At 64.5% G+C, this 18,450-nt stretch carries 18 protein-coding genes and 1 pseudogene; 15 read left to right on the top strand and 4 right to left on the bottom strand.

Annotation, left to right across the window (positions count from 1 at the left end; all coding sequences use genetic code 11):
• Nucleotides 1-3: 3 nt before the first annotated feature.
• Nucleotides 4-1,519, bottom strand: a pseudogene (fixL, locus tag AB3L03_RS07775) (sensor protein FixL).
• 205 nt (nt 1,520-1,724) lie between these two features.
• Here fixL and AB3L03_RS07770 point away from each other — a divergent pair.
• The 10 genes from AB3L03_RS07770 to ccoS all read left to right on the top strand — a co-directional run bounded on the left by AB3L03_RS07770 (nt 1,725) and on the right by ccoS (nt 11,135).
• On the top strand, nt 1,725-2,558 hold the full coding sequence (locus tag AB3L03_RS07770) for a universal stress protein (RefSeq protein ID WP_204510564.1): 834 nt from the start codon (nt 1,725-1,727) through the stop codon (nt 2,556-2,558).
• Between the two features lie 38 nt (nt 2,559-2,596).
• The gene (locus tag AB3L03_RS07765) at nt 2,597-3,022 is read left to right on the top strand and encodes an HPP family protein (protein ID WP_085362242.1); all 426 of its coding nucleotides are present in this window, start codon (nt 2,597-2,599) and stop codon (nt 3,020-3,022) included.
• A 208-nt stretch (nt 3,023-3,230) separates the two neighbouring features.
• Nucleotides 3,231-4,880 (top strand): cytochrome-c oxidase, cbb3-type subunit I, encoded by a 1,650-nt coding sequence (ccoN, locus tag AB3L03_RS07760; protein ID WP_007607681.1) that lies wholly within the window; start codon nt 3,231-3,233, stop codon nt 4,878-4,880.
• 10 nt (nt 4,881-4,890) lie between these two features.
• A complete protein-coding gene (ccoO, locus tag AB3L03_RS07755; RefSeq protein ID WP_204510565.1) occupies nt 4,891-5,625 on the top strand; it encodes a cytochrome-c oxidase, cbb3-type subunit II in 735 nt (244 codons plus the stop codon).
• Nucleotides 5,626-5,638: 13 nt separating this feature from the next.
• Nucleotides 5,639-5,803, top strand: coding sequence for a CcoQ/FixQ family Cbb3-type cytochrome c oxidase assembly chaperone (locus AB3L03_RS07750; protein ID WP_018457132.1), 165 nt, complete (start codon nt 5,639-5,641; stop codon nt 5,801-5,803).
• 6 nt (nt 5,804-5,809) lie between these two features.
• On the top strand, nt 5,810-6,685 hold the full coding sequence (gene ccoP / locus AB3L03_RS07745) for a cytochrome-c oxidase, cbb3-type subunit III (RefSeq protein WP_204510566.1): 876 nt from the start codon (nt 5,810-5,812) through the stop codon (nt 6,683-6,685).
• Nucleotides 6,686-6,796: 111 nt separating this feature from the next.
• On the top strand, nt 6,797-8,263 hold the full coding sequence (ccoG, locus tag AB3L03_RS07740) for a cytochrome c oxidase accessory protein CcoG (RefSeq protein WP_204510567.1): 1,467 nt from the start codon (nt 6,797-6,799) through the stop codon (nt 8,261-8,263).
• 15 nt (nt 8,264-8,278) lie between these two features.
• A complete protein-coding gene (locus tag AB3L03_RS07735; RefSeq protein WP_085352098.1) occupies nt 8,279-8,764 on the top strand; it encodes a FixH family protein in 486 nt (161 codons plus the stop codon).
• 11 nt (nt 8,765-8,775) lie between these two features.
• Entirely contained in the window at nt 8,776-10,968 is a 2,193-nt protein-coding gene (locus AB3L03_RS07730) for a cation-translocating P-type ATPase (RefSeq protein ID WP_204510568.1), read from the top strand.
• Entirely contained in the window at nt 10,968-11,135 is a 168-nt protein-coding gene (gene ccoS / locus AB3L03_RS07725; RefSeq protein WP_007594007.1) for a cbb3-type cytochrome oxidase assembly protein CcoS, read from the top strand. The genes AB3L03_RS07730 and ccoS overlap by 1 nt, the downstream gene beginning before the upstream one ends.
• Here ccoS and AB3L03_RS07720 read toward each other — a convergent pair.
• Nucleotides 11,132-12,334: an MFS transporter gene (locus AB3L03_RS07720; RefSeq protein WP_368508398.1), complete on the bottom strand. Its 1,203-nt coding sequence runs from the start codon at nt 12,332-12,334 to the stop codon at nt 11,132-11,134. The genes ccoS and AB3L03_RS07720 overlap by 4 nt on opposite strands.
• Before the next feature lie 100 nt (nt 12,335-12,434).
• Nucleotides 12,435-12,917 (bottom strand): cupin domain-containing protein, encoded by a 483-nt coding sequence (locus tag AB3L03_RS07715; protein ID WP_204510570.1) that lies wholly within the window; start codon nt 12,915-12,917, stop codon nt 12,435-12,437.
• A gap of 242 nt (nt 12,918-13,159) precedes the next feature.
• On the opposite strand from AB3L03_RS07715, the gene AB3L03_RS07710 reads away from it, so the two are divergent.
• Together AB3L03_RS07710 and AB3L03_RS07705 are read left to right on the top strand one after the other, a co-directional pair.
• Complete coding sequence (locus tag AB3L03_RS07710; RefSeq protein WP_204510571.1) at nt 13,160-13,444, top strand: hypothetical protein; 285 nt, start codon at nt 13,160-13,162, stop codon at nt 13,442-13,444.
• An 80-nt stretch (nt 13,445-13,524) separates the two neighbouring features.
• Entirely contained in the window at nt 13,525-14,241 is a 717-nt protein-coding gene (locus tag AB3L03_RS07705; RefSeq protein WP_368508397.1) for a peroxiredoxin-like family protein, read from the top strand.
• A gap of 24 nt (nt 14,242-14,265) precedes the next feature.
• Here AB3L03_RS07705 and AB3L03_RS07700 read toward each other — a convergent pair whose 3' ends face one another.
• The gene (locus AB3L03_RS07700; protein ID WP_018457123.1) at nt 14,266-15,153 is read right to left on the bottom strand and encodes a LysR family transcriptional regulator; all 888 of its coding nucleotides are present in this window, start codon (nt 15,151-15,153) and stop codon (nt 14,266-14,268) included.
• A 177-nt stretch (nt 15,154-15,330) separates the two neighbouring features.
• On the opposite strand from AB3L03_RS07700, the gene AB3L03_RS07695 reads away from it, so the two are divergent.
• From AB3L03_RS07695 to AB3L03_RS07685, 3 genes are all read left to right on the top strand, one after another.
• On the top strand, nt 15,331-16,146 hold the full coding sequence (locus tag AB3L03_RS07695; protein ID WP_094183368.1) for a 3-hydroxybutyrate dehydrogenase: 816 nt from the start codon (nt 15,331-15,333) through the stop codon (nt 16,144-16,146).
• A 68-nt stretch (nt 16,147-16,214) separates the two neighbouring features.
• Complete coding sequence (locus AB3L03_RS07690; RefSeq protein ID WP_018457121.1) at nt 16,215-17,360, top strand: patatin-like phospholipase family protein; 1,146 nt, start codon at nt 16,215-16,217, stop codon at nt 17,358-17,360.
• Nucleotides 17,361-17,444: 84 nt separating this feature from the next.
• Nucleotides 17,445-18,395, top strand: a complete 951-nt coding sequence (locus tag AB3L03_RS07685) for an oxygenase MpaB family protein (RefSeq protein WP_085385949.1) — start codon at nt 17,445-17,447, stop codon at nt 18,393-18,395.
• The last annotated feature ends 55 nt before the right edge of the window (nt 18,396-18,450 follow it).

Raw genomic sequence — 18,450 nt, 5'->3', positions numbered from 1 at the left:
GGATCAGTTCTCGTCGGCTGCCGGCAAGGTGAAGCGGAATGTCGCCCCACCCGATGCGTTGCTCTCGGCCCACATCCGGCCGCCGTGAGCCTCGATGATCGAGCGGCTGATGGAAAGTCCCACGCCCATGCCGGTGTCTTTGGTGGTGAAGAAAGTCTGAAACAGGTTTGGCATGACGTCGTCCTGGAAGCCGGAGCCGGAGTCGGAGACCTCGATCTCGATCATGTCGTCGGCGGCGCGGGTGTTGGTGACGACGAGCTCGCGCCGTGGCGACTTCGCCATCGCTTCCAGCGCGTTGCGGAAGAGGTTGACCAGCACCTGCTGGATTTGCACCCGGTCGGCGAGCACGAGATCGGCATTTGGATTGAGGCTGAACCGAAGCTGCACGTCCTGCTCGCGCGCGCCGGCGAGCCCGAGCGCGCCGGCCTCCTCGATCAGCTTGGACAGGCTCTCGACCCTTTTCTCCGATTCGCCGCGGGAGACGAAGTCGCGCAAGCGGCGGATGATCTGGCCGGCGCGCAGCGCCTGCTCGGCGGCGCGGTCCAGCGCGCTCTCGATCTTCGGCGTATTCGGATCCTGGCTTCCGGCGAGGAGCCGCCGCGACCCCTTCATGTAGTTGCTGATCGCTGCCAGCGGCTGGTTGAGCTCGTGAGCGAGCGCGGACGCCATTTCGCCCATCGCGCTCAGCCGCGAGACGTGGACAAGTTCGGACTGCAGTTCCTGGAGCCGCGCCTGGGTTTTCTGATGCTCGGTCAGATCGCGGACGAAACCGGTGAAATAGGGCTCGCCGCCCGACTGCATCTCGCCGATCGACAGGTGCATCGGAAAGGTCGTGCCGTCGCGGCGCTTGCCGGTCACGATGCGGCCGATGCCGATGATGTGTGGGTCGCTGGTGGTCCGGTAGCGCGCGATGTAGCCGTCGTGACGTGAGCTGTCGGGCTCCGGCATCAGGATGCGGACGTTCTGGCCGATCGCCTCCGACTCGACCCAGCCGAACAGGCGCTCGGCCGCCGCGCTGAAGAGCTGGATGACGCCGTGGCCGTCGATGACGATCATGGCGTCTGGAATCGTCTGGAGGATCGAGCGGAGGTGACTCTCGCGCGTGCGCAGGGTTTCCTCGACCTGCTTCTCTTCATCGACGTCAAGAAAGATGCCGCTGAGATGTCGGGCGGCGCCGGCGTCGTCCCGAATCAGCCCCGCGCGCGCACGGATCCACTGCGCTCTGCCCAACGCCCCCGCGACCCTGAACGACACGTCGAAGCTGCCGCCCCGTTCGGAGACGTGTCGGATCGCACTCGATCCGCTCGCGGTCGTTCGGCTCCAGCCGGGACAGGAACAGCGCGTAACTCACCGATTGGCCAGATTCGATTCCGAACAGGATCCTGGCCGTCTCCGACCACTCCAACTCCAGTGTCTTGAGATCGAGGTCCCAGGTCCCGACGCCAAATCCTTCGATTCGAACGCGGAAATGTTCGCCCCGGCCGTCATCTTGCGGATGAATCACGCGGGTCGGCGCCAAACGATCACTCCCATTCTGATGCGGGGAACCGCACAGCGTTACCGTTGGCAATGTACCCAAGGAGGGGCCAGAGGCAAGTTCCGATGTCTTATACCATCGGCAGATTTCCGGCCGGCGCGGTGATCCAAGGTTTTGATCTATCTCATCCTGCCCCGGCGGCGGTGGGCTTACGATCGGATCAAAGCTCATTGCCCCGGAGACTCCGATGACATACGCGACCGTGATGGTCAGCCTGGCGCTCGATCAGCCCAACGAGGCGCGGCTTCAGGTCGCGGGCGAGCTTGCCGAACGATTTGAGGCGTCGATCATCGGCGTTGCTGCGGCGCAGTTCGCCCCGCCGCTCTACTACAGCGATGGCGCCGCAGCGCAGGGACTGATCGATGAGGGAGAAGCCTCGGTCAAGCGACGCCTGAGCAGGCTCGAGGCGCAATTCCGCGCCGCGATCAGGAATCGCGGCGGGCATGTGGAATGGCGCAGCGCCATGGATTTCCCGGCGCGCCTTACGTTCGCTCAGGCACGTTGCGCCGACATCGTCGTCGCCGGCGGGCAGAGCCCGGCCTTCTCCGACGCCTTCGCGCTCGCGAGCCCAAAGGATCTGGTGATGCAAGCCGGCCGACCGATCCTGGTCGTGCCTGACGGGGTCAACTGGCTCGATCTGCGCAGCGTCCTGGTGGCGTGGAAGGATACGCCGGAAGCGCGGCGGGCGCTCGCCGATGCGCTGCCATTACTGCGCAAGGCCAGGGATGTCACCGTCCTCGCAATTCCCGAAGGTGACGACGACCGCACTGCCGCGGTCGCTGGCGCGACCGACGTGACGGCGTGGCTTGCCCGCCACGGCGTGACCGCGATCACGCGCGTTTCCGAAGCGGCCCGGAACGAAACCGTCGCCGGGCAACTGGAGAAAATTGCCGGCGACGTCGGCGCCAGCATGATCGTCGCCGGTGCCTACGGTCATTCGCGCTTCCGCGAACTGATCCTCGGCGGCGTCACCCAATATCTGGTCACTCAATCTGCCCGCTGCGTGCTGCTGTCGCACTGACGCTGGAGCGATACAAGACCAATCAAAGAGGACGCGCCGTGTACAGATTCCTTGAACAGACCGTCGAAAGCTACATGACGCAGGACGTCAGGACAGTGAGGCGCGACCTCGACCTGCTCGCGCTGAGCGAGATGTTCGAGCGCGATGATTTCAATTCCTATCCGGTCGAGGACGACGGACAGGTCGTCGGCATCGTCACCAAGTTCGACATCCTGAAGTGCTTCGCCTTCACGCCGAGCCAGATGCTGCCGCGCTACCACGACCTGATGACCCGCAAAATCGGCGACGTCATGACGCCCGACTTTATCTATGTCAGCCCCGACACGCGGCTGACGCGCGTGCTCCAGATCATGGTCGAGCACCGCATCAGGAGCATCATCGTGCTCGACGGCGCGCAGAAGCTGATCGGAATCGTCGCGCGCGAGGACGTCATCGCGGCGCTCAAGGCGACGGCACGCGACTGAGGAGGCGGCTGCAGATTCGCAATTCTCGACTCCGCCATGTCACGCAGGCGGTGGGCTGCCGTTTATGCTCTGCGGTGCCCAAGCGACTGATATCGCTCTGCGATCTACATCGGTCTCACATTAACAGAAATCCACATAGCTTGATTTCAATCAATTCCCCGCGAGGGCGAATGTGGTTTCTGGCCCTGTGTTCTTTCAGAGAGTCCGCATGAGCCAGCCCTCCATCTCCAAGTCCATGACGTCAGGTGAAAGCGGCCTGGCTGTCGTGTTCGCGGTCACCGCCTTCCTCTGCGTGATTGCCTCGGCCAAGGCGCTCGATGCGCCCTTCGCCTTCCATGCCGCGCTGAGCGCGGCGGCGAGCCTGGCCGCGGTCTTCTGCATCATCAACCGTTACCTCGACCGACCGGCGGCGCTGCCGCCTGCGGAGATCAACGGCCGGCCCAACTACAACATGGGGCCGATCAAGTTCTCCTCCGTCATGGCGATGTTCTGGGGCATTGCCGGCTTTCTCGTCGGCCTCATCATCGCCTCGCAACTGGCGTGGCCGGCGCTGAACTTCGATCTGCCCTGGACCAGCTTCGGCCGCCTGCGTCCGCTGCACACGTCCGCAGTGATCTTCGCCTTCGGCGGCAACGTCCTGATCGCGACGTCGTTCTACGTCGTCCAGAAGAGCTGCCGCGTGCGCCTTGCAGGCGATCTCGCGCCCTGGTTCGTCGTCGTAGGCTACAACTTCTTCATCCTGATCGCCGGCACCGGCTATCTGCTCGGCGTCACCCAGTCGAAGGAATATGCCGAGCCGGAATGGTACGCCGATCTGTGGCTGACCATCGTCTGGGTCACCTATCTGCTGGTCTTCCTTGCCACGATCATCAAGCGCAAGGAGCCGCACATCTTTGTCGCGAACTGGTTCTATCTCGCCTTCATCGTGACGATCGCGGTCTTGCATCTCGGCAACAACCCGGCGCTGCCGGTCTCGGTGTTCGGCTCGAAATCCTACATCGCCTGGGGCGGCATCCAGGATGCCATGTTCCAGTGGTGGTACGGCCACAACGCGGTCGGCTTCTTCCTGACCGCCGGCTTCCTCGCCATCATGTATTACTTCATCCCGAAGCGGGCCGAGCGGCCGATCTATTCCTACCGTCTCTCGATCATCCACTTCTGGGCGCTGATCTTCCTGTACATCTGGGCCGGCCCACACCATCTGCACTACACGGCGCTGCCGGACTGGACCCAGACGCTCGGCATGACCTTCTCCATCATGCTGTGGATGCCGTCCTGGGGCGGCATGATCAACGGCCTGATGACGCTGTCGGGCGCCTGGGACAAGCTGCGCACCGATCCCGTGCTGCGCATGCTCGTGGTCTCCGTCGCCTTCTACGGCATGTCGACCTTCGAAGGCCCGATGATGTCGATCAAGGTGGTCAACTCGCTCAGCCACTACACCGACTGGACCATCGGCCACGTGCACTCCGGCGCGCTCGGCTGGGTTGGTTTCGTCTCCTTCGGCGCGCTCTACTGCCTCGTGCCCTGGATCTGGAATCGGAAGGGCCTCTACAGCCTCAAGCTCGTCAACTGGCACTTCTGGATCGCGACGCTTGGCATCGTCCTCTACATCTCGGCGATGTGGGTGTCCGGCATCCTCCAGGGCCTGATGTGGCGCGCCTACACCTCGCTCGGCTTCCTCGAATATTCCTTCATCGAGACCGTCGAGGCGATGCATCCCTTCTACATCATCCGCGCCGCCGGCGGCGGGCTGTTCCTGATCGGCGCGCTGATCATGGCCTATAATCTCTGGATGACGGTTCGCGTCGGCGAACAGGAAGTCCAGATGCCCGTCGCTCTTCAGCCGGCGGAATGAGGAGTCTTCCATGTCGTTCTGGACACGCCACCAAATCTTCGAAAAGAACTCGATCATCCTCATCGTCGGCATCCTGCTGGTGATCGCGATCGGCGGTCTCGTCGAGATCACCCCGCTGTTCTACCTCAAGAGCACGATCGAGGCGGTCGACGGGATCAGGCCGTATACGCCGCTGGAGCTCGCCGGGCGCAACGTCTACATCCGCGAGGGCTGCTATCTCTGCCATTCGCAGATGATCCGGCCCTTGCGCGACGACGTCGAGCGCTACGGACATTTCTCGTTGGCCGCCGAGAGCATGTACGACCATCCGTTCCAGTGGGGCTCGAAGCGCACCGGTCCCGACCTTGCCCGCGTCGGCGCCAAATATTCCGACGACTGGCATGTGACCCATCTGGCCAATCCGCGCGCGATCGTGCCGCAGTCGGTGATGCCAGGCTATCCGTTCCTCAGCCAGACCGAGATCGATCCGGACACGATCGCCGACCACATGCGCACGCTGCGGACCGTCGGCACGCCCTACACCGACGACCAGATCGCCAATGCGGGCGCCGACATGAAGGCCCAGGCCGATCCTGACAATGCCGGCTCCGACGCTTTCACCAAGCGCTACGCCAAGGCCGTGGTGCGCAACTTCGACGGCAAGGCCGGCACGCCGACCGAGATGGACGCGCTGATCGCCTATCTCCAGATGCTCGGCACGCTGGTCGATTTCAAGATCTACAACGAGAAAGCCAATCTTCGCTGAGAAGGCACCCACGATGAAAGCCATCCTGACACTCGACAATCTCGCGTCCGGTCTCGTGACCACGATCTGGACGCCGGTCTTCGTCGCGATCTTTCTCGCGATCATCGCCTACGCATTATGGCCCCGTAACAAGGCTGCGTTCGACGAAGCAGCACACCTGCCGTTGCGGGAGGAGTGAGAGACCATGACCGATCATCATAGCGACATCGATTCCGTCACCGGCAAGTCCACGACCGGACATGAATGGGACGGCATCAAGGAGCTCAACACGCCGCTGCCGCGCTGGTGGGTGATCAGCTTCTACCTCACCATCGTCTGGTCGATCGGCTACTGGATCGTGTATCCGGCCTGGCCGCTGATCTCCAGCAATACCACGGGCCTGTTCGGCTACTCGACACGCGCCGATGTCGCGGTCGAGCTCGCCAATCTCGAGAAGATCCGCGGAGCCAAGATGGTTGCGCTGGGCGCGGCCTCGCTCGCCGACATCGAGAAGGACCTGGCGCTGCTGGCGCTCGCGCGCGCCAAGGGCAAGACCGTGTTCGGCGACAATTGCGCGCCATGTCACGGCTCAGGCGGCGCGGGTGCCAAGGGCTATCCGAATCTGAACGACGACGACTGGCTGTGGGGCGGTTCGCTCGACCAGATCATGCAGACCATCCAGTTCGGCGCACGTTCCGGCCACGCCAAGACGCATGAAGGCCAGATGCTCGCATTCGGCAAGGACGGCGTGCTGAAGCCGGATGAGATCGTCACGGCCGCCAACTATGTCCGGGCACTGTCGGGCCTTCCGACCCGCAAGGGCTATGACGCGGCCAAGGGCGAGAAGATCTTCGCGGAGAATTGCGTCGCCTGCCATGGCGACGGCGGCAAGGGCAACCCGGAGATGGGTGCCCCCAACCTGACCGATAAGATCTGGCTCTATGGTTCGGACGAGGCGACGCTGATCGAGACCATCAGCCAGGGCCGCGCGGGCGTGATGCCGGCCTGGGAAGGGCGGCTCGATCCCGCCACCATCAAGGCGATGGCAGTTTACGTCCACTCGCTGGGCGGCGGAAAATAGCCAATCCGGGACAAGCGGGGGCGAACAAAAAAAGCCCCCGCTTGCGCTGGATCAACTGACGCGGCGGCGTCGGGTCTAGGTTTTATCGCACCTCTCGAAAAGCTGCAGGCGATGAACAGGACCGCGAACCCAAAAGAGCTCCCATTAGACGATGACAACGGGCCGCTCTATGTGGCCCAGAAGAAAGTCTATCCCCAGAGCACCTCCGGCACCTTCCGCCGGATCAAATGGGGCCTGATGGCCTTCTGCCTCGGCGTCTACTACTTCCTGCCGTTCGTGCGCTGGAACCGCGGACTCGGCGCTCCCAGCCAAGCGGTGCTGATCGATCTTCCCAACAGTCGCTTCTATTTCTTCTTCATCGAGCTGTGGCCGCAGGAGGTCTACTACTTCACCGGCCTGCTCATCGTCGCCGCGGTGGCGCTATTCCTGATGAACTCGGTCGGCGGCCGTATCTGGTGCGGCTATCTCTGTCCGCAGACGGTGTGGACCGACCTGTTCTATGCGGTCGAGCGTCTGATCGAGGGTGACCGGCGCGAGCGGATGAAGAAGGACAAATCGTCCGACCCGATGAAGCTGGAGCGGATCTCCGAGATCGTGCTCAAGCATTCGATCTGGCTCTTGATCGGGTGGTGGACCGGCGGCGCCTGGGTGCTCTATTTCAACGACGCACCGACGCTGGTCAAGGAACTCGTCACGTTCCAGGCGCCGATGCTCGCCTATGTCTGGATCGGCATTCTCACCGCGACGACCTATCTGCTCGCCGGCTACATGCGCGAGCAGGTCTGCACCTATATGTGCCCGTGGCCGCGCATCCAGGCGGCGCTGACCGATGAATGGGCGCTCAACGTCACCTACCGCTACGACCGCGGCGAGAAGCGTACGTCGGTGAAGAAGGCGGCCGAGCTGCGCGCGCTCGGGCAGCAGGTTGGTGATTGCGTCGATTGCTACCAGTGCGTGGCAGTCTGCCCGACCGGCATCGACATCCGCAACGGACCGCAGATGGAATGCATCCAGTGCGGGCTCTGCATTGATGCCTGCGACAATGTGATGACGAAAATCGGCCGGCCGAAGCGGCTGATCGGCTATGACAACGACGTCAACATCCAGCGCCGCCAGGAAGGCAAGGCGCCGATCTACCGCATCGTCCGGGCCCGCACCGTCTCCTACAGCGCGATCATCGCGGCGGTCGGCGGCATCATGATCTATACGCTGGCGACTCGCAGCCTGCTCGACGTCAACGTGCTGCACGACCGCAACCCGGTCGCGGTCAGGCTCAGCGACGGCTCGATCCGCAATGCCTACACGGTGCGGCTGCTCAACAAGAGCGGTTACGACCGGGTCATCGCGATCGACGCGAGCGGCCCGGTCAATGCGACAATCCATGTCATCGGAATCGATTCTGTGACGCCGGACCGGCCGATGATCGTGGTTCCGCGCGACTCCACCAGCGAGCTGCGGCTGCTCGTGACCGCTTCGGTGGAGGGCAATCCGGAAAAGTCCATCCCGGTTCACTTTCACGTCACCGATATCGGCCTCGGCGAAGTCGCCAGCGCCACCGACAATTTCGTCGCGCCCTAGGATCAGGAGTTCGCCATGGCAACCAAGCCGCTGACCGGAACAAAAGTGTTTCTGATGCTGGTCGCCTTCTTCGGCGTCGTGATCGGCGTCAACGCGACCATGATGAAGCTCGCGATCGCGACGCTGCCAGGGACGGACGTCGACAGCCCCTATGCCGCTGGGCTCGCCTATGACCGCGAGATCTCGGCGGCGCAGGACCAGGCTGCGCGCAAATGGAAGGTCAACGCCCATGTCGAGCGCCGCGCCGATGGCGGCGCCGTGCTTCAGGTCGAGGCGCGCGACGCGAGCGGCCAGCCGATCGCCGGACTGAAATTCGGCGGCCGCCTGGAGCGGCCGACCGACAAGCGCGCCGATCTCGCAATCGAGCTCTCGGAGGCCGGTATCGGCCTCTATCGCGGCGATGCCGCATCGGTCGCGTCGGGCCAGTGGGACTTGGTGATCCAGGGCGAGGCGCGGGGAACGCGCGTGTTCATGTCGCGCAACCGCGTGATCCTGAACTGAAGGATTTTGCCATGCACGTCTCGCGGGACTTTTCGCATTACGTCCGGACTGCGGGCGAGGGCGTCCAGCACATCGATCTCGCGGTCGAGGGCGTGCACTGCGCCGGCTGTATGGCCAAGATCGAGCGCGGGCTGTCCGCGATTCCCGACGTCACGCTGGCGCGCGTGAACCTCACCGACCGGCGCGTTGCGCTGGAATGGAAGGCGGGCACGCTCGATCCTATCAGCTTCATCGATCGCCTCGAAGAGCTCGGCTACAAGGCCTATCCTTACGAAACCGAGAGCGCGGAGGCGACCGAGGTCGCCGAATCGCGCTTCCTGCTGCGTTGCCTCGGCGTCGCCGCGTTCGCCACCATGAACGTGATGATGCTGTCGATCCCGGTGTGGTCCGGCAACGTCTCGGACATGCTGCCGGAGCAGCGCGATTTCTTCCACTGGCTGTCGGCGCTGATCGCGCTGCCGGCGGCGGCCTATGCCGGCCAGCCGTTCTTCCGCTCGGCCTGGCGCGCGCTGTCGGCCAGGACCACCAACATGGACGTGCCGATCTCGATCGGCGTGACGCTGGCGCTCGGCATGTCCGTGGTCGAGACCATCAACCACGCCGAGCACGCCTATTTCGACGCGGCGATCATGCTGCTCACTTTCCTACTGGTCGGTCGCTTCCTCGACCAGAACATGCGGCGGCGGACCCGCGCGGTCGCGGGCAATCTCGCCGCGCTCAAGGCGGAGACCGCGGCCAAGTTCGTCGGGCCCGACGAGATATCCCAAGTGCCGGTGGCCGCGATCTATCCCGGCGACATCGTGCTGCTGCGGCCCGGCGAGCGCTGCGCGGTCGACGGCACTGTGATCGAGGGCCGTTCCGAGATCGACCAGAGCCTGATCACCGGCGAGACGCTCTACGTCACGGCAGGCCAGGGCACGCCGGTCTATGCGGGATCGATGAACATCTCGGGGACCTTGCGGGTGCGGGTCTCGGCGGCCTCCGAGGCGACGCTGCTCGCCGAGATCACGCGGCTGCTCGACAATGCGCTGCAGGCGCGCTCGCGCTACATGCGGCTCGCAGACCGCGCTTCGCGACTCTACGCGCCGGTGGTGCATGCCACCGCGCTCGTCACCATCCTCGGCTGGGTCATCGCGGGCGCCGGCTGGCATGATGCCATCGTGACCGGCGTCGCGGTGCTGATCATCACCTGTCCCTGCGCGCTCGGGCTCGCCATTCCGACGGTACAGACCGTGGCCTCTGGCGCGATGTTCAAGGCTGGTGTCCTGCTGAATTCCGGCGATGCCATCGAGCGTCTCGCGGAAGCCGATCACGTCGTCTTCGACAAGACCGGCACGCTGACGCTGCCCGATCTCGAAGTGATGAATGCGGCCGATATTCCAGCAGACATCTTCGAGCTTGCCGGGCGGCTCGCGCTGTCGAGCCATCATCCGGTCGCCGCCGCGGTCGCGCAGGCCGCCGACGCCAGATCGCCGATCGTTGGCGCGGTCGAGGAGGCCGGCCAGGGCGTGCGCGCTGTGGTCGATGGCATCGAGATTCGCCTCGGCCGTCCGTCTTTCTGCGGCGCCGAGACGCTGGTCTCGGACGTGACACATCTCGACCCCGAAGCCTCCGTCGTGGCTTTCAGCAAGGGCAGCGAAAAATTCATCCTCTCCGTGCGCCAGGGCCTCCGTCCCGATGCGCAGGCTGTGATCGCGGCGCTGAAGGCGCGCAATATCGGCATCGAGATTCTCTCCGGCGACCGTGAACCGGCGGTGATCGCGGCGGCCCACGCGCTGGGCATCTCCGAATGGCGCGCCGGGGTGACCCCGGCCGACAAGATCGCGCGGATCGAGGTCCTGAAGCAGCGGGGCATGAAGGTCCTGATGGTCGGCGACGGCATGAACGATGCGCCCTCGCTGGCGGCGGCCCATGTCTCGATATCGCCGATCTCGGCCGCGCATTTGAGCCAAGCGACCGCCGATCTCGTCTTCCTCGGTCGGCCGCTGGCCCCGGTTGTCGCCGCCATCGATGCTTCGCGCAAGGCGCTGCACCTGATGCGGCAGAATCTCTGGCTGGCGATCGGCTACAATTTCCTCGCGGTGCCGGTCGCGATCAGCGGCGTCGTCACGCCGCTGATCGCGGCTGCCGCCATGAGCGGATCGTCGATCCTGGTGATGCTGAATTCGCTGCGTGCGCGCGGCGCCCCGCGGGAGATCGTGTGATGGAAATCCTGGTCATCCTGGTGCCGCTGGCGCTGATGCTCGGTCTCGCCGGTCTGGCCGCTTTCCTTTGGTCGCTTCGAAGCGGCCAGTACGACGATCTCGACGGCGCCGCCTGGCGCGCCATCGCCGACGACGAGCCGCCGCAGGAGGCGCCGGCCAAGCGCTAGCGCTTCAAGGCGAGCGTCAGCAGGGCCGCGACAGCGAGCGCCAGGCCCACCCCGGCCACGCAGGCATGCCAGCCATACGCGTCGAACAGCCGGCCGAGGACGGCGGTGCCGACGAGCCCACCGCAGAAATAGCAGGCGAGATAGGTGCCGCTGGCGATGCCGCGGTTTACAGCCGCAGCCTGTCCGACGAATCCTGTCGCAGCCGCTTGCGCGGAAAAGGTGCCGGTTCCGACCAGAACCATCCCGGCGAGGACCGCGCCCAGGTGCGGGACCAACATCAGCGGCAAGCCGACCCCGGCGATGGCGAGCGAGCCCCAGATCGTCGGACGCGTTCCGAGGCGCGACGCCACTTTGCCAGCCAGCAACGTGGTGACCACCGACGGCAGGAAGACGAAGTAAACGAAGCCGAGGTCCATCATGCCCAGCGACAGCGGTGGTCGAACCAGAACGAAATTGACGAATGTGAAGGTGCCGATGAATGCGAACAGGATGCAGAAGCCGATGCCGTAGGCGGCACGCAGCCGTGCATCCTGCCACTGCGCGATCGTCGCGGCAAACGCCGATGCCGTCGACGTCGTTGCACGCGTCGGCTGTACGCGCGCAATGGTGAAATAGACCAGGGCGGCACCGGCCAGATTGAGGGCCGCGAAGAAGTAGAAATTCCATGCCAGGCCAAGGCTATCGGCGATCGCGGCCGAGACCAGCCGGCCGACGAGATTGCTGGCGACGTTTCCTGTGATGTAGGCGGCAAAGGCGCCGCTGGAATCCATTGCGCTGCATTGCTCGCCGAGATGAGCCAATGTCAATGCGAAGGCGGACGCCATGCAGAGACCCTGCGCGACCCGCAGGCCGGTGAAGACGGCAAGATTGGGTGCAGTCGCCAGCAGGCTCGTCGGAATCGCGAGCAGGGTCAGGCTGAGCAGGATGCCGGTCCGCCTGTCGATGTGCGGGCTGAGAAGGCCGACGACGAGGCCTGCGACGGCCATGCCGAACGTGCTGGCGTTGACGGCCAGGCTCATCGCGGCCGGCGTGACGCCGTAGCGGCGCGTCAGCGAGGGCAGGATCGCCTGCGTCGCGAAGAGATCGACGACCGTCAGGAACGCAGTGAGGCCGATCACGAGAGAGCGAAGCGCAAGACCTGGTGAATGCGCGTCCATCGCCATCGCGGTTGGTTTGATCGGCGCGGAAAGATCGGTCATGGCAGGCCTCCCTTGTGATGAATGTGGCGCCCGCATGCGGGGCAGCATGGGGATCGCGGGCGCCACATTCCGTCACGCGTGCGCTGGGGTCGCGCACCCGTTACATGTTGTGGTCGTGCGGGTCCTTGCGGACGTCGCCGACATAGAGAATGACCGTTTCCTTGCCGAGGTTCTTCCACCAGTGCGAGGTGCCGGACACCTCCGGGCGGATGTCGCCGGCCTTGTGCACGATCGGATCGACGCAGTTGGAAACGTGTTCGACGATCTCGCCTTGCTGCACGAAGATCAGGGCAGGGCGGTCGTCATGGCTGTGCCAGGGCACGATGCCGCCGGGCTCGATGGTCAGCTTGCGGAAGCGCAGCTCGCGGCCTTCGATATGCGCCGGCTGTTTGCCGAGGTCGATGGCGCCGAGCGTGACGTCGGTGACGCCGACCGGCTTGTAGTCGACCATCTGCTGCGCGTTCGGCTTGATCTTGTCGGCCGGGCATTCGCCGGCGGAGACTGGCTGCGCCGAGAGTGTCAATACGCCGAGGATGGCCAAGCCGGGCCAGACCGCACGCGACAATGTGTGATGCTTGAACATCGGGACGTCTCCTGTGTTGGCCGCAACCGCAATGGTCGCTGGCTATGTTGGGACTTTCGTCGAGAGAGCGCTCGTTCTGAAATGCTCTTTCGCTCTCGCTGCGATAGACCGGCGCTATCGGGCCCGATAGGCGCTCGCTATCGAACCGATTGGGGATTGGCATTTCCGCTTCCCGAGCGACTGGCGTTCGATGGTGGGGCGCCCGGTTGGCGGGCGTTCACGTCACTCCGGAGGAACATCTCATGACGAAATTGTCCAAGACCTTGATTGCCACGGCTGCGTTCGTGGTCATCGCCACATCGGCCTTCGCGGAAGCCACATGGGACTTCAAGGCCGGCATGGCCTATATGTATGGCGGACCCGGCAAGATGTCGGCGATGGCCATGGCCCCGGCGGAGAAGAACCACGAGGCCATGATGAAGAACGCCAAGAAAGTCCCCGACAACACCGTCTTCTTCATGGACAACGGATCGCTGTATTCCACCTCGGGGCGGCTGGACCCGACCGGCAATTTCTACGTGAACTGATCGCGTGCGCATGACGGCCGCCCCTTGCGGGCGGCCGGATCGGGCACCTAATATTCGTCCCCTGAACGCTGGAGCGCAAGATGACCTCTCTCTCGCCGGCCGATGCCGAGCGGCTTAAACACGCCTTCCAGCGCTGCCGTGACATGGATGGCACGCTGAACGAGCAGCTCCGCGCCTATGCCGACGCCAGCCGCGACGTGTTCCCGGCCTATGGCGAGGCAGTCGACAATCTGGTGACCAGATTGAATGGAAACGGCGGCGGCGAGACCGCGCCGCGTCCGGGCGAGTCGATGCCGCCGTTCATGTTGCCGGACGAGAGCGGGCGTCTCGTCGCGCTGTCCTCACTGCTGGAGAGCGGCCCGGTCGCCGTGATGTTTTTCCGCGGCCATTGGTGTCCCTATTGCCGGCTCAATGTCCGCGCGGTGGTCCAGGCGCTGGACCGCGTCGAGTCCATGGGTGCGCGCATAGTCGCGATCATGCCGGAGACGCAGGAATACACCCAGCAGCTCAAGGCGGAAGCTGGTGCCCCATTTCCGATCCTGACCGACCTCGACAACGGCTATGCGTTGTCGCTCAATCTCGCGATCTGGCTCGGTGCCGAGATCCAGCACCTGTTGTCCTATCAGGACATGGCGAAATTCCACGGCAATGATGGCTGGATGCTGCCGATCCCGGCCGTGTTCGTCGTTGGTCGCGACGGTCTCGTGAAAGCCCGCTTCGTCGATCCGGATTTCCGCAAGCAGATCGAGATCGATGATCTGCTTGAAGCGTTGGAAGGCGCGAGCAGGGAGGCCTGAAAGAGTGAGGAGCGAGCGTGGCTGCTACCCCGCAATCTCCCGCCAATCCGCACCGCGCAACATGCGCATAACGGCATTGGCCACCGCCGTGCGCTGCCGGCCGGCCACCCCGTAGAGGCTGACGGTGCGACGGGCGTCCAGCCCGGCGACCGCAGCGCGCGTCAACGTCTCCGGAACGGGCGAGGTGTGCGGCAGCATGGCGACGCCGATGTCGGCCTCGACCAGCTCGATCAAATCGCGCTCGTTCGAGATTTCGTGACCCTGCTCGATCGCGATGCCGTGCTCGCGCAGGCTCGCCGAGATACGGGCGGAATGCTCGCAAAACGTCCGGCTCAGCAGCTGCTCCGCGCGCAGATCGTCCAGTGCGATGCTGCTGCGGCCGGCCAGGCGATGTCCGTCGCTGACCACGAGCTCGAAGCTCTCGGTGAACAGCGGCCAGACATCGAGCCGCTCCCAGGCCTCGTCGATGTCCGCGGCAATCCCTAGCTCGGCCTCGCCCTTCTTCAGGAACTCGGCCACTTCACGACTCGAGCCGCGCAGGAAGCGGAATTCGAGCCGGTTGAACTGCCGCTTGATCTGGTTGAGATGCGGAATGAGGAGCGACAGGTCGATCGCATGCGTCAGCGCGACGCGGAGCGCGCCGATCTCGCCGCTCCGGAACGAGGAGGCCAGCGATCGGGCGCCGGTGGCCGCTTCGAAACACTGCTTCAGCAGCGGATGCATGCGCTGGCCGAGCTCGGTCAATTGCGCCGCGGGCCGTTCGCGGCGAAACAGATCGCCGCCGAGCTCGGCCTCGAGCTGCTTGATCGCGCGCGTCAGCGAAGGCTGCGTCACGTTGCATTCCTCGGCGGCACGCGTGAAGTTCAAGAGTTGCGCCACCGCGAGGAAATAGCGGACCTGGTGCATTTCCATGGATCGGCTCCCGGCAAGATCAGCCGAAAGCTAGCCGATCGGCGCGGAGAATGACATCCCGACCGCAATAGCGCACAGGCATGGTTTCGGAAGCCAACGGGCATTTCCGTCAAACCCGGCGATGCTTCACAGTCGGCTCAGCACAAGTCGTCATGTCAAAGGAGTTTGCCCGTGAATATGTCCGTCAAACCGCAGACGTCCGCCTCCCGGGCGCTCGCGGGCAAGGTTGCGCTGGTCACGGGCTCAACCAGTGGCATCGGCCTCGGTATCGCGCGGGCACTTGCCGCGGCCGGCGCCGACATCGTGCTGAACGGCCTTGGTGTGGCGGCCGAGCTCGACCGGACGCGCGAGCAGATCGCGGCGGAGTTCGGCGTCAAGGCAAGGTTTTCGCCGGCCGACATGACCAGACCGAATTCGATCGCCGAAATGATCGCGGCGACGGTTGCGCAGGCCGGCCGCCTGGATATCCTGATCAACAATGCCGGCATCCAGCACGTTGCGCCGCTGGAGCAGTTTCCGGTCGAGAAATGGGACCAGATCCTCGCGATCAATCTGTCGTCGGCCTTCCACACCACGCGGCTCGCGCTGCCCGCAATGCGACAGAACGGGTTCGGGCGGATCATCAACATCGCCTCCGCGCACGGCCTGGTCGCCTCGCCGTTCAAGGCGGCCTACGTCGCCGCCAAGCACGGCATCGTCGGGCTCACCAAGGTGACCGCGCTGGAGACGGCAGAAGAGGGCATTACCTGCAACGCGATCTGTCCCGGCTATGTCTATACGCCACTGGTCGAGGCGCAGATCGATGGGCAGGCCAAGGCGCATGGAATCTCGCGTGACCAGGTGATCCGTGACGTGCTGCTGGCGCAACAGCCGAACAAGCGCTTCTCGACCGTCGAGGAGCTCGGTGCGCTCAGCGTATTTCTGTCCACCAACGCAGCGGCCACGATCACCGGGATTGCGTTGCCCGTGGACGGAGGCTGGACCGCGCATTGAGGCGAGCGCGTAACATAGGGTCGCTAGGAGCGAACATGGCAAGGGTACGGGCTCTCAGGGAGCAGAATATGAACGATGTGAAGCGCGATACCAGCGTGTCGAAGGATCTGCCCGGCCAGGTGGTGCTGGTGCTTCAGGGCGGCGGTGCACTCGGATCCTATCAGGCCGGGGTGTACCAGGCGCTGCACGAGGCCGGCATCGAGCCGGACTGGATCATCGGCACCTCGATCGGCGCCATCAATGCCTGGCTCATTGCGGGCAACGCGCCTGACCAGCGGCTGCTGCGCCTGAAGCAGTTCTGGAAACGGATGGAGCAGAATCCGGTCTGGAATCTGCGCACCCCGTTTGCCGGCTTCAATGAAAAGCTCGCCTATTGGTCGACCTTGACCCACGGCATTCCCGGCTTCTTCCGTCCCAATCCATTGGCGCATGCGGGCGATTCCTATCCGCTCGGAGCCGATCACGCCGGCTTCTATTCGACGGCGCCGCTGGAGCGGACGCTGCTCGAGCTTGTCGATTTCGGCCGGATCAACCGCTGCGCGCCACGGTTGACGGTCGGCGCCGCTCACGTCCGCAGCAGCCAGATGCGCTATTTCGACAGCCGCGACGGCGAGCTGACGGTGAAGCATGTCATGGCTTCGGGCGCGCTGCCGCCGGCGTTTCCGGCGGTACGCATCGACGGCGAGCTCTATTGGGACGGCGGCATTCTGTCGAACACGCCGACCGAGGCCGTCTTCGACGACAATCCGCGCAAAAATTCGCTGATCCTCGCCGTGCATTTGTGGAATCCCGCCGGCGCCGAGCCGACCACGATGGCGGAGGTGCTGAACCGGCACAAGGATGTGCAATATTCCAGCCGGATCGCGAGCCAGATCACGCGCCAGCAGCAAACCCATCGCCTGCGCCACGTCATTAGCCAGCTCGCCGCGCGACTGCCTGAAAGCGAGCGCAGCAATCCGGCGGTGAGGGAATTGATCGACTACGGCTGCCCGACCAGGATGCATGTCGTGCGCCTGCTTGCGCCGCAGCTCGACCGCGAGAGCCACACCAAGGATATCGACTTCAGTCCGTCCGGCATCATGCGGCGCTGGGATGCCGGCTATTCGCACACAAAGTCAGTGCTTGAGCGAAGGCCGTGGGTTGGCGAGTTCGATCCGCTCGCGAGCGTGGTGCTGCACGAACATATGGACGAGATGCCGATGGCGGCGGAGTAGGGCCGCAAGCGATCGTCCCCTTCATCGAATTGCCACATGCCTTGCGGATTGTCGGTCCTGGTCCGCAATCGAAAGTCCCTGCAGGTGGTGTCCGGGAGCGAACTTGAATCTGCCCTTGATACCGTCCGCGCCAACGCGGCGGGACCGGTCGCCGGCGTGTTCGGCCCTGACACGGTGACCTGGCAAATCGACCGCGAGGCCGTGATCTTTCTCGGCGCCGGCCGGGCGCTGCTCCTTCAACTCGCGCATCCCTGGGTCGCCGCCGCCATCGCCGAGCATTCGAAAACCCTCGCTGATCCGATCGGACGATTTCACCGCACCTTCGACATCGTCTTTGCCATGGTGTTCGGTTCGCTTGACCGCGCGCTGTTGTCGTCGCGGCAATTGCACCGGCGCCACAGCATGATCGTCGGCGAGATGCCCGAGACCGTCGGTCCATTCGCGGCAGGCTCGCGCTACTGTGCCAACGACATCCCGTCGCTGCGCTGGGTTCATGCCACGCTGGTCGAGACCGCGCTGATGGCGCATGATCTGGTCTTGCCGCCGCTCTCGGCGGACGAACGCGAACGCTACTGGGCCGAGAGTCGGTTGTTCGGTGCGTTGTTCGGGTTGACGGCGCACGATCTGCCGGCGGACTGGTCCGGCTTTGCGGCCTACACCGCGGCAATGACGCAGTCGGATACGCTGACCGTCAGCCCGGCCGCGCGCGAGATCGCCGCGCAGATCTTTGGTGGAGCGCGCCCGTGGTTGCGTCCGCCGCGCTGGTATCGCGCGCTCACCGCGAGCCTGCTGCCGGAAAGCTTGCGTGTGGGATTCGGGTTCGAGCTTGACGAGCGTGACACCAGATCCGCCGAGAAGGCGCTGCGATGGATACGGCGGGTCTATCCAAGGTTGCCAGACCGGCTGCGCTATGTCGGTCCCTACCAGGAAGCGCAAGCGCGGCTGCGCGGAGAGCCGCAGCCCGACTGGATGACGCGGTGCCTCAACCGTGCCTGGATCGGACGGTCGCAGATGGATGTGCGCGGGAGGGGGTGAAGTCCTCCGCCGTTGCCACAAACCACCGTCATTGCGAGGAGCTCTTGCGACGAAG

Origin of the sequence: Bradyrhizobium lupini (genome assembly GCF_040939785.1) — a bacterium.
Taxonomy (GTDB): domain Bacteria; phylum Pseudomonadota; class Alphaproteobacteria; order Rhizobiales; family Xanthobacteraceae; genus Bradyrhizobium; species Bradyrhizobium canariense_D.
The sequence above is the reverse complement of the archived record's forward strand: the minus strand, read 5'-3'. Positions and strand labels throughout refer to the sequence as shown.

What these genes read in the sequence shown, in the direction of transcription:
- AB3L03_RS07735 (WP_085352098.1), top strand. Translation starts at nt 8,279, where the DNA reads ATGGCAACCAAGCCGCTGACCGGAACAAAAGTGTTTCTGATGCTGGTC.
- ccoG (WP_204510567.1), top strand. Translation starts at nt 6,797, where the DNA reads ATGAACAGGACCGCGAACCCAAAAGAGCTCCCATTAGACGATGACAAC.
- AB3L03_RS07720 (WP_368508398.1), bottom strand. Translation starts at nt 12,334, where the DNA reads ATGACCGATCTTTCCGCGCCGATCAAACCAACCGCGATGGCGATGGAC.
- ccoP (WP_204510566.1), top strand. Translation starts at nt 5,810, where the DNA reads ATGACCGATCATCATAGCGACATCGATTCCGTCACCGGCAAGTCCACG.
- AB3L03_RS07750 (WP_018457132.1), top strand. Translation starts at nt 5,639, where the DNA reads ATGAAAGCCATCCTGACACTCGACAATCTCGCGTCCGGTCTCGTGACC.
- AB3L03_RS07730 (WP_204510568.1), top strand. Translation starts at nt 8,776, where the DNA reads ATGCACGTCTCGCGGGACTTTTCGCATTACGTCCGGACTGCGGGCGAG.
- AB3L03_RS07770 (WP_204510564.1), top strand. Translation starts at nt 1,725, where the DNA reads ATGACATACGCGACCGTGATGGTCAGCCTGGCGCTCGATCAGCCCAAC.
- ccoO (WP_204510565.1), top strand. Translation starts at nt 4,891, where the DNA reads ATGTCGTTCTGGACACGCCACCAAATCTTCGAAAAGAACTCGATCATC.
- AB3L03_RS07695 (WP_094183368.1), top strand. Translation starts at nt 15,331, where the DNA reads ATGTCCGTCAAACCGCAGACGTCCGCCTCCCGGGCGCTCGCGGGCAAG.
- AB3L03_RS07690 (WP_018457121.1), top strand. Translation starts at nt 16,215, where the DNA reads ATGAACGATGTGAAGCGCGATACCAGCGTGTCGAAGGATCTGCCCGGC.
- AB3L03_RS07715 (WP_204510570.1), bottom strand. Translation starts at nt 12,917, where the DNA reads ATGTTCAAGCATCACACATTGTCGCGTGCGGTCTGGCCCGGCTTGGCC.
- ccoS (WP_007594007.1), top strand. Translation starts at nt 10,968, where the DNA reads ATGGAAATCCTGGTCATCCTGGTGCCGCTGGCGCTGATGCTCGGTCTC.
- ccoN (WP_007607681.1), top strand. Translation starts at nt 3,231, where the DNA reads ATGAGCCAGCCCTCCATCTCCAAGTCCATGACGTCAGGTGAAAGCGGC.
- AB3L03_RS07705 (WP_368508397.1), top strand. Translation starts at nt 13,525, where the DNA reads ATGACCTCTCTCTCGCCGGCCGATGCCGAGCGGCTTAAACACGCCTTC.
- AB3L03_RS07710 (WP_204510571.1), top strand. Translation starts at nt 13,160, where the DNA reads ATGACGAAATTGTCCAAGACCTTGATTGCCACGGCTGCGTTCGTGGTC.
- AB3L03_RS07700 (WP_018457123.1), bottom strand. Translation starts at nt 15,153, where the DNA reads ATGGAAATGCACCAGGTCCGCTATTTCCTCGCGGTGGCGCAACTCTTG.